Origin of the sequence: Bifidobacterium sp. RTP21102st3_E2_RTP21102_210122 (assembly GCF_040916945.1) — a bacterium.
Classification (GTDB): Bacteria; Actinomycetota; Actinomycetes; order Actinomycetales; family Bifidobacteriaceae; genus Bifidobacterium; species Bifidobacterium longum.
Map to the genome: position 1 here is coordinate 239,135 of NZ_JBCPAN010000004.1, position 13,494 is coordinate 252,628.

5 protein-coding genes and 4 tRNA genes are annotated in these 13,494 nt (G+C 57.3%); 6 read left to right on the forward strand and 3 right to left on the reverse strand.

Annotation, left to right across the window (positions count from 1 at the left end; all coding sequences use genetic code 11):
- The first annotated feature begins 6 nt into the window (after positions 1-6).
- From gltX to AB5287_RS06810, 5 genes are all read left to right on the forward strand, one after another.
- Complete coding sequence (gene gltX, locus AB5287_RS06790) at positions 7-1,527, forward strand: glutamate--tRNA ligase (RefSeq protein ID WP_007051591.1); 1,521 nt, start codon at positions 7-9, stop codon at positions 1,525-1,527.
- Between the two features lie 601 nt (positions 1,528-2,128).
- Positions 2,129-2,201 (forward strand) — tRNA-Glu (locus AB5287_RS06795).
- A gap of 39 nt (positions 2,202-2,240) precedes the next feature.
- Positions 2,241-2,315 (forward strand) — tRNA-Gln (locus AB5287_RS06800).
- Positions 2,316-2,447: 132 nt separating this feature from the next.
- Positions 2,448-2,936: a hypothetical protein gene (locus tag AB5287_RS06805; RefSeq protein WP_049137576.1), complete on the forward strand. Its 489-nt coding sequence runs from the start codon at positions 2,448-2,450 to the stop codon at positions 2,934-2,936.
- A 396-nt stretch (positions 2,937-3,332) separates the two neighbouring features.
- Positions 3,333-9,233: an endo-alpha-N-acetylgalactosaminidase family protein gene (locus AB5287_RS06810; protein ID WP_368220970.1), complete on the forward strand. Its 5,901-nt coding sequence runs from the start codon at positions 3,333-3,335 to the stop codon at positions 9,231-9,233.
- Between the two features lie 98 nt (positions 9,234-9,331).
- Here AB5287_RS06810 and AB5287_RS06815 read toward each other — a convergent pair whose 3' ends face one another.
- The 3 genes from AB5287_RS06815 to AB5287_RS06825 all read right to left on the reverse strand — a co-directional run bounded on the left by AB5287_RS06815 (position 9,332) and on the right by AB5287_RS06825 (position 11,018).
- Positions 9,332-10,153, reverse strand: a complete 822-nt coding sequence (locus AB5287_RS06815; RefSeq protein WP_012472036.1) for a YoaK family protein — start codon at positions 10,151-10,153, stop codon at positions 9,332-9,334.
- A gap of 345 nt (positions 10,154-10,498) precedes the next feature.
- Positions 10,499-10,570, reverse strand: a tRNA-Thr gene (locus tag AB5287_RS06820).
- Between the two features lie 360 nt (positions 10,571-10,930).
- Positions 10,931-11,018: transfer RNA gene (locus AB5287_RS06825), tRNA-Ser, on the reverse strand.
- Between the two features lie 578 nt (positions 11,019-11,596).
- Here AB5287_RS06825 and AB5287_RS06830 point away from each other — a divergent pair.
- On the forward strand, positions 11,597-13,408 hold the full coding sequence (locus tag AB5287_RS06830) for an FTR1 family protein (protein WP_008783244.1): 1,812 nt from the start codon (positions 11,597-11,599) through the stop codon (positions 13,406-13,408).
- Positions 13,409-13,494 lie beyond the last annotated feature (86 nt).

Consider the following 13,494-nt stretch of genomic DNA (forward strand, 5'->3'; position numbering starts at 1 on the left):
GGGACTATGACTGATGCTGAAAACACCAAACCCGAACTGCCCAAGAACGTTCGTGTTCGCTTCTGCCCGTCGCCGACCGGAACCCCGCATGTCGGCATGATTCGTACCGCCCTGTTCAACTGGGCGGAAGCTCGCGCCACCGGCGGCACGCTGATCTTCCGTATCGAAGACACCGACGCCGTGCGCGACTCCGAAGAAAGCTACAACCAGATCCTCGAATCCCTGCGTTGGCTGGGTATCGACTGGGACGAGGGCATCGATGTGGGTGGCCCTCACGGCCCGTACCGCCAGTCCGAGCGTACCGCCATCTACAAGGATGTTGCCGCCAAGCTGCTCGAAGCCGGCTACGCCTACGAGTCCTTCTCCACTCCTGAGGAAATCAAGGAGCGCAACCTTGCCGCCGGCCGTCCGGCCGAGTTCGGCTACGATGGCTACGACCGCAACCTGACCGATGAACAGAAGGCCGCCTTCCGCGCCGAGGGCCGCAAGCCTGCGCTACGTATCAAGATGCCTGATGAAGACATCGCCTTTGACGATCTGATTCGTGGCACCATCGAGTTCAAGGCCGGCTCCGTGCCGGACTACGTGATCGTGCGCCCGAACGGCGACCCACTGTACACGCTGACCAACCCGGTCGACGACGCGATGATGGAAGTCAACGTCGTGCTGCGCGGCGAGGACCTCCTGAGCTCCACCCCGCGCCAGATCGTGCTTTACCGTTACCTTATGGAACTCGGCATCGCCAAGGAGATGCCGCTGTTCGGCCACATGCCGTACGTGATGGGCCAGGGCAACAAGAAGCTCTCCAAGCGCGACCCAGAGTCCAACCTGTTCAACCACCGCGACAATGGCTTCATCCGCGAGGGCCTGCTCAACTACCTGGCCCTGCTCGGCTGGTCCATTGCACCGGACCGCGACGTGTTCTCCATGGACGAGATGACCGAGAAGTTCGACGTGCGCGACGTCAAGGCCAACCCGGCCCGCTTCGACATCGACAAGGCCATCTCCATCAACGCCGAGCACATCCGTATGCTTGAGCCCGAGGACTTCCTGCGCCGCTCGGTGCCGTACCTGCACCGCGACGGTGTGGTTTCCGCCGACAACTGGGATGCCCTGACCGACCGTGAGCGTGAGGTGCTGACCGCCGCCGCTCCGCTGGTTCAGCCGCGCGTGCGCCTGCTGGGTGAGGTTGCCGGCATGGTCGGCTCCCTGCTCTCCACCGAGGGCTACTTGGAGCCGGCTGACGACGCCAAGAAGCAGCTGAAGGATTCTGCCGGCGAGGTGCTGGACAAGGCCATCGCCGCACTCGAGGCTGTGGATGAGGCTGACTGGAAGACCGACAACCTGCATGAGACCCTGAACAAGGCTCTGGTTGAGGAGGGCGGCTACAAGCCGCGCCTCGCTTTCGGTCCGGTGCGTGTGGCCATGTCTGGTCGTCGCGTGAGCCCGCCGCTGTTCGAGTCCATGGAGATCGTCGGCAAGCCGGTTTCCCTCGCTCGCCTGAAGGGCCTGCGCGAGCACCTGTGAGCTAAGGTTCCTTCCGTGCTCGGCTGAGCTGTAAGGACACTCAAGGTGGGCGTCTGCATGTGCAGATGCCCACCTTTTCTTGTATTCAGTGATGAGCTGGAACAGCTGGAAAGTCTTACCGCTGCGCCGCATGCCAGTGAGAATATGTACGAGGTTGAACATGGCTGGTTTGTGCAGTGAGGTCACGAAACGTGCCTTGTAGGTGGTTTCGCCTTCATGCGTCCATGAAACGGTTGATAGGTAACCGGGCGGCGGTCTTTGACGTGACATTGCATTACAAGCATCGCGACGCGCTCGCTGTCGCAAGGGAACATAAGCGCCTCATTTGGTTCTTGAAGGCTGATTTGCCGGCTATGAATGTGCAAGGCAAAGATCATTGCCTCATCTGCAATTTCATCAGTGCATTAGATGGTAATTCATCAGTAGTGCTTACTGATAATCCGTCAGTAGAGTTCATGCAAATTCATCAGTAGTGGCAGCGTAGCACTTGAAATCGTTGAAATTCCGCGCGACACGCCGTAAGTTGCGTAAGGGTGAATACTTGCGTATATTTATCACTCGTTGCGCGGTTCACCGAGCAGCCGGTTGAAAAACTGAATATGCCCCCATCGTCTAGCGGTCTAGGACTACGCCCTCTCACGGCGCCAACACCGGTTCAAATCCGGTTGGGGGTACGACGAACAACTCCTTGGAGTTGCTACGCCAAGCCAAATTGGGATGTGGTGTAATTGGCAACACAGCTGATTCTGGTTCAGCCATTCTTGGTTCGAGTCCAGGCATCCCAGCCAATGACCCTCGCGGAATGCGAGGGTTTTTTGTTTTCAGGGAAGTAGCCGCTTGAAAAGCGACTTCCCTGCATATGAGTGCGCATAAGAGCGCATACGTGTGTATGAAAGTACGAGAACGAAGGAGATCGAAGTATGTCCGCTGGGCAGCAGGCTGTACCGGCAAACAACGCCAACAATGCAAGCAATGAAGGCGCTCAGAAGAAGCACATGTCTAAGGCGGCCGTCGCCATTATCGCCGTGGTGGTCGTGGCCATTATCGTCGTGGCCGGTGTGTTCGGCTTCCGCGCCTACTCCGATGCTCAGTACAACAATGCAGTCGCCACTTGCGCCGCCGCTTCCGAAAATGTGCGCAACGCCACTAATGACTACAACAACTTGGTCAATGGCGATGCTTCCGAAGCTGCTGCGCTCACCAAGAAGGATGTAAAGGATGCCTCCACGCTGGACGCCCTCAACAAGGAACTGAGCGTGGAACTGCCGGTATACGAAGGCTGCGTAGCTGACGACACTGCCGGCTTCAAGTCCGCTACTGCGAAGCTCAACGAGCAGGCTGATTGGTACAAGGCTTATACTCAATCGCTGCAGAAGGCTGTGGATGCCGTGAACGCTTCCAAGAAGTAAGCGAGCACAGCCTCACCATTGTCGTCAAAGCCGTCTTGCGGTTGCGCAAGGCGGCTTTTGCTATTTTGCTCAATCGGCTTGCTGCTGTAATGCTGCTGCATTGATTGCGTCGAATGCAGGTAAATTCGTCTTACTTTTTTTGCGCAGTTTTTCCCTGCGCGTGTCGCGATGATGCGAATATAGATGTGAAGGTTAACAACGTAGTCGTTTATTGGGTTTTGTGATTTCACTCACGTTGTAATTCAATGTCAAATATGTGGCGATTCTCCGTATTTGCTGAGATTGCTATTAAGAATAGCTTCTTGTAAAGTGTCTTATCGTAATTGCGAATGCGTATTCTTCAATGAAGAAGGCATCTGCTTCACCTCGAAGAAGAGATTAAGGAAAATATAGTTAATGAAAAAGAAGAAGACTATATCGGCTGCGCTGGCAACAGCGTTAGCCTTAACCTGCATGGGCAGCGGGGGAGGTACTGCGTTCGCAGTGCCCCTGTCTGATGCTGACTTGCAGACTTTGGCAAGTCAGATTCAGCAAATCAACGATACTTCTGATTCTGCAACTGCTTCCGAGACTCCTTCCGCACAAGCCGATGCGGTTGAAGGCTGGACTATTGATTCCAACATCGCTCAGGGCGGCGAAATCCTGGAGATGGCAAACGGTTGGCTGCACCTCAAGTCCACTGCCTCTAACGGTAATGCGGCAGCGAACCCCAGCTCCAGCAACAACTGGCCGGCAGTAGCCGTATGGGGCACAGATTACGACTTCTCCAAGGCCGGATCCTTCCACGCCACCATCAAGTCCCCTCAGGAAGGCGAGGCAAACCGTTTCGGCTTCTACCTAGGCTACAACGATCCGGGCAGCGGCCTGTTCATCGGTTATGATTCAGGCGGCTGGTTCTGGCAGACCTATACCGGTGGTGGCAACGGCGGTTGGTACGGCGGCAATCGCATCGCCGCTCCAAGCGCCAACGATGAGCATGACATCCAGGTTTCCTGGACCGACGCCAAGGTCGCCACACTGACCGTGGATGGCCAGAAGGCATTCGATGTCGATTACTCCGCAATGACGAACCTCTCCAACAAGCTTGCCATCAAGGCCGGCTCCTGGAAGGGGCTGAACCAGGTCACCGACGTGTACATCAAGGACTTCCCGGAGGTTGTCGAAGCCGCCAAGCACGCGGTTTCCGGCAAGGTTGTGGACGCTGAAGGCGCTGCCATTGAAGGCGCAACAGTGCGTTTGGATAAGACCAAGGTGAAGACCGGTGCAGATGGCACCTTCTCCTTCGCCGACATTGAAGAAGGCGAACACACGCTTTCGATTGCCAAGGAAGGCTATGAGGACGTCTCCCGGCAGGTGACGGTCTCCGGCGCGGATCTTGCCATCGATCCCATCACCCTGAACAAAACCGTTCAGGTCGCCTCCGAAACGCTGAAGACCAAGAAGATGGAAGTTCAGATTAAGAAGAACTTCCCCTCTGTGCTGCAGTACACGATGACCGACGGCAAGGTGATGTACGGCCAGTCCAAGGATGTGCGCACCGTTGAAATCAACGGCACCAACATCGAACTGGGCGATGACGACGTGACCTTCAAGAAGGTTTCCGACACCGAGGCCACCTACACGCTGAAGGTCAAGGATGAGGCCAAGAAGATTGACGCGGTGATCACCGTTCAGATCACGGTCAAGGCCAACCAGCTGCATCTCAACGTCACCAAGATCAAGAACAACCTGTCCGAAGGCATTCCTGAGGGCAACGGTGTGGAGGAGAACGCCATCCAGACGCTGTCCTTCCCGAACCAGAGTCTCGTTTCCGTGCGTTCCAGCCAGGAAAATGCCCAATTCACTGGTGCTCGTATGTCTTCCAACACGCAGAAGCCTGGCGATACCAACTTCGCAGTGACCGAAGATACTAACGTCACCGATAGCGACTACACCTACGGCTTCATCTCCGGTGCTGGCCTGAGTGCCGGCCTGTGGAGCAATTCCGAGCACGATGGCACCTATGTGGCGGCTCCTGTGCGCGGCGGCAGCCAGAACACGCGTGTCTACGCCACCACCCAGCAGACTGGTGACGCCACCTCCCTGGGCCTGGCCAGCGCTCCGTGGTACTACCACCGCACGGTCACCGATTCCAAGGGCAAGAAGTACACCGTGGCCGAAACCGCTCTGCCGCAGATGGCCGTGGCCATCGCCGGCGACGAGAACGAAGACGGTGCCGTCAACTGGCAGGATGGCGCAATCGCCTACCGCGACATCATGAACAACCCGTACAAGTCCGAGGAAGTTCCCGAACTGGTGGCATGGCGTATCGCCATGAACTTCGGCTCCCAGGCGCAGAACCCGTTCCTCACCACGCTTGACAACGTCAAGAAGGTGGCCTTGAACACCGACGGCCTCGGCCAGTCCGTGCTGCTCAAGGGCTACGGCAATGAAGGCCACGACTCCGGCCACCCGGACTACGGCGATATCGGCCAGCGTCTCGGCGGCGCCGACGACATGAACACCATGATGGAAGAGGGCTCCAAGTATGGCGCTCGCTTCGGTGTGCACGTCAACGCCTCCGAAATGTATCCGGAAGCCAAGGCCTTCAGCGAGGACATGGTGCGCCGCAACTCTGCAGGCGGCCTGAGCTACGGCTGGAACTGGCTTGATCAGGGTGTCGGCATCGACGGCATCTACGATCTGGCATCCGGTTCTCGTGTAAGCCGTTTCGCTGACCTCAGCAAGGAAGTCGGCGACAACATGGACTTCATCTACCTCGATGTGTGGGGCAACCTGACTTCTTCCGGTTCGGAAGATTCTTGGGAAACCCGCAAGATGAGCAAGATGATCAACGACAACGGCTGGCGTATGACCACCGAATGGGGTTCCGGCAACGAGTACGACTCCACCTTCCAGCACTGGGCAGCTGATCTGACCTACGGCGGCTACACCTCCAAGGGCGAGAACTCCGAAGTGATGCGCTTCCTGCGCAACCACCAGAAGGACAGCTGGGTTGGCGACTACCCGCAATACGGCGGCGCTGCCAACGCCCCGCTGCTCGGCGGCTACAACATGAAGGACTTCGAAGGCTGGCAGGGCCGCAACGACTATGCCGCCTACATCAAGAACCTGTACACCCATGATGTGTCCACTAAGTTCATCCAGCACTTCAAGGTGACCCGCTGGGTCAACAACCCGCTGCTGACCGCCGACAATGGCAATGCCGCTGCCGTGTCCGACCCGAACACGAACAACGGCAACGAGCAGATTACCCTGAAGGATTCCAACGGCAACGTTGTAGTAGTCTCCCGTGGTTCCAACGACACCTCTAGCGCAGCCTACCGCCAGCGCACCATCACCTTCAACGGCGTGAAGGTCGCATCCGGTGTGGTCTCCGCAGGCGATGGCAGCGCCACTGGCGACGAGTCCTACCTGCTGCCGTGGATGTGGGATTCCTTCACCGGCAAGCTGGTCAAGGATTCCGAGCAGAAGCTCTACCACTGGAACACCAAGGGCGGCACCACCATCTGGACGCTGCCGGACAGCTGGAAGAACCTCTCCAGCGTAAAGGTGTACCAGCTCACCGATCAGGGCAAGACCAACGAGCAGACCGTTGCCGTCTCCGGCGGCAAGGTGACGCTTACCGCTGATGCCGAAACCCCGTACGTGGTGTACAAGGGCGAAGCCAAGCAGATCCAGGTCAACTGGAGCGAAGGCATGCATGTGGTAGACGCCGGCTTCAACGGCGGCTCCAACACCCTCACCGACAACTGGACCGTCGCCGGAACCGGCAAGGCCGAAGTTGAAGGCGACAACAACGCCATGCTGCGCCTGACCGGCAAGGTCGATGTCTCCCAGCGTCTGACCGATCTCAAGGCTGGCCAGAAGTACGCGCTGTATGTTGGCGTCGACAACCGCTCCACCGGCGATGCATCCGTCACCGTAACCAGCGGCGGCAAGGTGCTGGCCACCAACTCCACCGGCAAGTCCATCGCCAAGAACTACATCAAGGCATACGGCCACAACACGAACAGCAATACGGAAAATGGCTCCAGCTACTTCCAGAACATGTACGTGTTCTTCACCGCGCCTGAGAACGGCGATGCCACGGTAACCCTGTCTCACAAGAGCACCGACGGAGCACACACCTACTTCGACGATGTGCGCATCGTGGAGAACCAGTACTCCGGCATCACCTATGAGAAGGACGGCACGCTGAAGTCCCTCACCAACGGATTCGAAAACAACGCCCAGGGCATCTGGCCGTTCGTGGTCTCCGGTTCCGAAGGCGTTGAGGACAACCGCATCCACCTCTCCGAGCTGCATGCTCCGTTCACGCAGGCCGGTTGGGATGTCAAGAAGATGGACGATGTGCTCGATGGCACTTGGTCTGTGAAGGTTAACGGCCTGACCCAGAAGGGCACGCTGGTCTACCAGACGATCCCGCAGAACGTGAAGTTCGAGGCGGGTGCCAAGTACAAGGTGAGCTTCGACTACCAGTCCGGTTCCGATGACATCTACGCCATCGCTGTGGGCCAGGGTGAATACTCTGCTGGCAGCGTGAAGCTGACCAACCTGAAGAAGGCTCTGGGTGAGACCGGCAAGGCCGAGTTCGAGCTGACCGGTGGCGTCAACGGCGATTCCTGGTTCGGTATTTACTCGACCGCAACCGCACCTGATCTGCAGGGTTCCACCGGCAATGCACAGGACTTCGGCGGATACAAGGACTTCGTGCTCGACAACCTGAAGATCGAGCGCATCGAGTCCCAGACCCGCACCAAGGCCGAAGCGCAGGACAAGGTCAAGGAAATCCGCGGCAAGTACGATTCCAAGCGTGCTGAGCTCTCCGATGCCGCATGGCAGCAGTATCAGGACACCTTGGTCAAGGCTCGCGTGCTCATCAACAAGAATGGCGCAACCGCTGAGGACTTCACCAAGGCATACGACATTCTCGTGGCCCTCGACGAGTACATGAAGACCGCTCCCGGCAACGAGAGCAGCGACAAGTACGACGTGGCAGCTGACGGCTCCGATGAGCTGGGTGGCTACACCGTGGCCACGGGCAGCGAAGAGCCTACCGCAGGCCTGCCGAGCGAAGGCCCGGCCGGTCTGGCACAGGATAGCGACGACAGCACCCACTGGCACACCAGCTGGAGCAAGAACGCAGTCGGCAACGGCACCGCATGGTATCAGTTCAACCTCAACAAACCGACCACCATCAACGGCCTGCGCTACCTGCCGCGTTCCGGAGGTATGAACGCCAACGGCAAGATCAAGGGCTACAAGATCACGCTCACTCTGGCGGATGGCACCACCAAGGATGTCGTCACCGATGCTGAGTTCTCCACCACCACCATGTGGCAGAAGGCCAGCTTCGACGCCGTCGAGAATGTGACCGCCGTACGCTTGACCGTCCTGTCTTCCGCAGGCCAGAGCGACTCCCAGGCCAACAAGTTCGCATCCGCTGCCGAACTGCGTTTGACCACGGACCGCGAGGTTGAGGAAGAGACTGTCGCTCCGGACAAGACCGACCTCAACGACACCATCGCCAAGGCTAACGGTCTTAAGGAATCCGACTACACGGCTGAAAGCTGGACTGCTCTGGTCAAGGCCCGCGAAGCTGCACAGGCCGTGGCGGATAACGATAAGGCCACCGCTTACGATGTGGCTCTGGCGCTGACGAACCTCGAATCCGCTATCGCTGGTCTCGAGAAGACCGGTGAGGAGCCTGGCCCAGGCCCGGTTGAGGTGAACAAGACCGACCTGCAGACTGCAGTGAACAAGGCAAGCAAGCTCGAGAAGGCCGATTACACGACCAACTCGTGGGAAGCTTTCGCCGAGGCACTGAAGGCTGCACAGCAGGTGCTCGACAACAAGAACGCCACCCAGCAGGATGTGGATACCGCACTGAGCGCTCTTCAGGACGCCATCTCCAAGCTGGAAGCTGCCACCGAGCCGAAGCCGAATCCGGAACCGGGCGTGGTGGACAAGGCTGCTCTGAACGCGACCATCAACAAGGCCGCCGCCATCAACCTGGGTCTCTACACCGACGACTCCGCCAACGCTCTGCGCGCCGCGCTGAAGAAGGCCCGTGAGGTCTCCGACAACAGCAACGCCACGCAGAAGCAGGTCGACGCAGCTCGCGAGGCTCTCGAGAAGGCAATTGCCGGCTTGGTGAAGCGTACCGCTGCCAAGGGTGATGGCAATGTCGTCTCCAACACGGGTGCCAATGTCGTCACGATTGCTGTGGCCGGATTGCTGCTGGCCGGTGCCGGCGCCGCAATCGCCTACCGCCGCAATCGCGAGCAGATGTGATCATGAAACCGTAAGGTTCGCGACCACATAAGGAGCACTCCTTATTATCTCGGCCGGTGCCGGTCAGCAATGCCCAGCGCCGGCCGTTTTTGTATGAATCAGTGTTTTCCGGTCACCCAGCGGGCATCGGAATGCACATGGGGGATCATCATCACAATGACCGCAATCAGACAGACGATCATCACCATCAAAATAACGTCCTCATGACCGCGCGTCTGCAGCGTGGCTCCAGTCAAAGCACCGAGCGCCAAAGCCAGCATTACAATCGCGCGCCGGCCAAGTTTGGACTGCCCATGACCATGCGCCGAAGTGTCAGCGATAATCCCAGTTAACGTCATCGTCAACACAGTCGTGGGCAAATCTGGCACCGAAAGCTTACGAGCAGTGGAATTCTGAATGCCCATAGCCGGTGCGAGCAGCACAATCAGCAGAATAATATGCAAATCAATATGCCGAGCAGTTGGGAAGTTCAGACTGGGCTGTGCCGTGCGGGCGATGGCTGAAGCATCAGTGCCACCCATCGACGGTTCAGGCGCAAACTGATTGAGCAGATAAATGCCGACGAGCGCAGCTGCCACAAAAGCCAGCTGGATTGACGTGGACACCAGCAGATGGCGCGCGCGGTTGGCGCCAAAGTAATGAATAATGCGTCCGCCGATGAACGCACCAATCATGAACGTGGCCAGCGTGAGCGCCGAAGTCCACCAGACGAAGCCCTGCGCGTGGGCGAATGCAAAACCAAGGAACACAATGTTGCCGGTCACATTGGCCACAAATACATGACCGAGTGCCAAGTAACTTAACGCATCCACCAGTCCGGCGACAAACGTGAGAATAACCAGAGCTGGGGAAAGCAGACCGTACCGATCATCCTTGCGGGGAATCAGTGTGCGTCCCGCTTCGGCAAGGTGTGAGGTCATGGTGGGAGAGGCTTTCCTTTGCTGTTTGGCGGTATTCAATAGCTGGCGCGCGGCCTTGCACATTATGAAGTGTGTGCCGGACGGTATATGTCAATGAGTCTGCGCTCGCATGCGGAGTGCGTGCAACAGTTCGCTATGAGTTCACCTGCGATTCGCTGAACGCGCATAGTTCGGTAACGCGATTTCGCTATATCTGGTCGTAATACCGATGAGGCTAGGAAAAGGAATGATTATGCAGTCAGATAACAGCCATCATGAAGCACATCAGAACGACCTGAACTACAGCAGTGAGTACCAGTACGATATGTATATGTATGCCGAGTACGGCATCGAGTGGTGATTGAGAGCCCCGAGTGAGAATTGGACTCACGACCTCTTCCTTACCAAGGAAGTGCTCTACCACTGAGCTATCGGGGCGATAATGTGCGCACGGCTTAGGGCCGTTGAACGGCTTGCACAACAATACACGCAATCGCGTATTACGCAAATCGACGGGTGTGCGAGGAAGTATTCGGGTGCTCTAAGTTGTACACATGAGCGCAATATTGGCTATTTTGCGCTCATGTGGCATTCGGATGTGCCACGTAATCGCATTTTCGTGTTTTTATGCGCTGTTGTGGCACGAAAATTGTGGGAATTCGGTCGTCTCGGAATATGTGCCATGCCACGCCACTGCAAAAACAGTGAATGTGCACGATTGTGCACATATTTGGACCGCTGCGTATATGCATGTGGGTGCGGATAACAAAAGGGTTTTGACAAAAGCCAAAACCCTGATGGCGGAGGATACGAGATTCGAACTCGTGAGGCTGTTACACCAACACGCTTTCCAAGCGTGCGCCATAGACCACTAGGCGAATCCTCCATGCACTGCAGTGCTTGCTAGAAGTAAGCTCCGTAGGCAACTCGAATAAGCTACCACAGCTTTCGGATAAATGCACATTCAGTGCCGGCTGCGGCGTGTCGCTTTGTGGACAAGGACCACCAATGAGTGCCTGCGCTGATGTGCAGGTCGTTCGTACGGCGTGTGCAACAGGTGATCTCACCGGGGGATGAACCAGTGCAAATCAAAGCGACTCAAGGCAAGTCAGCAAACCCGAGGCAAACCAGAATGAACATGCGCATGCCATCGCGTGAATTATTGCCAGCCTCTTGCCGTGATGCAACATAGTGATTTTAGGCTATGAACCTTGGTGAAACAGTTGGTCATGCAATATGAGGGATGGGGAGTGGCCAGTCGCGGGGAGTTCATAATTCGGGAAGTCTCCCATCTGTGAGCGGGACAATATCGAATATTGAGACAATCTGCGGTAATAATTGATCGAAAAACAGTGCCTAATACCTCTTAAATCCTAAAAAATCAAGACTGTTCCTCAAAAAAGTTTTTCTTTATATTGAGTAGTTGGTTTTTGATTACTTAGCCGCGCAGAGAGAGGGATAGGCATGGTTCGTCGCGCCCAGGCTGCTCTTCGGTCCGTTGAACACACCAGCGTGAGGCAGCTGCGAGTTCTGGCTGCGATTGTATTTCTGTTCGCCATGGTCATCGCCACTGTGGCTCCTGCAGTCACGGCTCCGATGGCCTTCGCCGACAGCAGCACCAGCTCGTCCAGTTCATCAAGCTCGTCCAGCGTTGACTACGCCACCTGGGCCGAAGTCTCCAAGGCGATGGACAAGCAGCTGAACAGCGGTCTTAAGACGTACAAGGATGGCAACACCGCTGGCGCCACCTCCGATTTCATGGGCGCGTACAACAAGATTTACGTGGCCTCCAACTTCACCGCGGTCGTGCACGACACCATTGGCGCGGACAAGCAGCTCGCCCAACAGCAGGCATTCCAAAGCGTTCAGAATCTTTCCTACACGCCTAGCAACGACGATCAACTGGCTCAGCAGATTGATGCGTTGACCGCCGATCTTGACGCCACGGCCCAGCAGCTCGACACCAACGCCGATCTCGCCAAGCCGAAGGCGTACGCCGAAGCGCTGCAGGCGCAGCTGGCCAAAGAGCGCAAGGAGCTCGACGCCAAGAAAAAGAAGAACCCGGGCAAGGGCAATCGTTCATGGACCGACGTGGCCAACGAAATGACCCCGATTCTCGACAATGCATACAAAGCTTACGAAAAGGGTGATGGTGCCAAGGGCGCCACGCTCGTGAACAACGCGTACTACCAGTATTACGAGAAGCTCGGCTTCGAAAAGAACGTGATGAACGCCATCAGCGGCAACCGCGTCTCGCAGGTGGAATACCAGTTCAAGATGTGCCGCAAGTCCATGAACGCCGGCGCATCCCTGAAAGACACCAAGAAGCTGATCGACGACCTCAAGGCCATGCTGATCAAGGACGCCGGCATTCTTGACGGTGGTGCCGCCGATAAGGAAGACGGTTTCACCAAGCTGGTCACCAGCTCCTCCGGCCAGGCGTTCCTCGTGCTTATCCGTGAGGGTCTTGAAGCTCTGCTGGTGGTTGCAGCCATCGTCGCCTACTTGGTCAAGTCCGATAACAAGCGCTTCGTCAAGTGGATTTACTTGGGTGTGCTCGTCGGTCTGCTCGGCGCCGGCTTGGTGGCTGTGATCTTCGTGTTCGCCTTCGGCGGCTCCGGCCCGATTCAGGAGATCATGGAAGGCACCTGCGCACTGATCGCCATGGGCATGCTGCTGTGGACGAGTAACTGGATGCTGAACAAGTCCAGCGTGGAAGCGTGGAACCGTTACATTCGCAAGAAGACCGAGGCTGCTGTGGCTGATGCCGAAGCCGCCGCAAGTGCCGACAACGTGACGTTGAAAACCGTGGTCTCGCTGGCTATGCTGAGCTTCCTCGCCGTGTTCCGTGAAGGCGCTGAAACCGTGATCTTCTACGAGTCCATCTACACGATGAGCCGCGATACTCGCGGTATGTGGATCGGTGGTCTGACCGCCGCGGTGGTGCTTGTCGGCATCTTCCTGCTCTTCCGCTTCACCTCCGTGAAGATTCCGATTGGTCCGTTCTTCCTGGTCACTTCGATTCTGATGTCTGTGCTGGTGGTGGTGTTCGCCGGCGGCGGCGTCCACTCGCTGATCGAGGGCGACTTGCTGCCCGCCTTCTACCTGAACGGTGTGCCGACGAACGATTGGCTTGGCCTCTACCCGTACGTCGAATGCCTAGTGGCGCAGGCCATCGCAGCCGTTGCGGTTATCGCGCTGTTCGTGGTCGGCTTCATCAAGCAGCGCAAGCTGAAGGCGCAGGCTACTGCCGAGGTCCCGGCCGTGAAGGCGTAGCCCGTCTAGCTCGTCCGTTTCCTCCCATAACTGCAGACAACTGACAGACTTGCGGCACGGCCTCGGATCGATGCCAATTCCTCCAG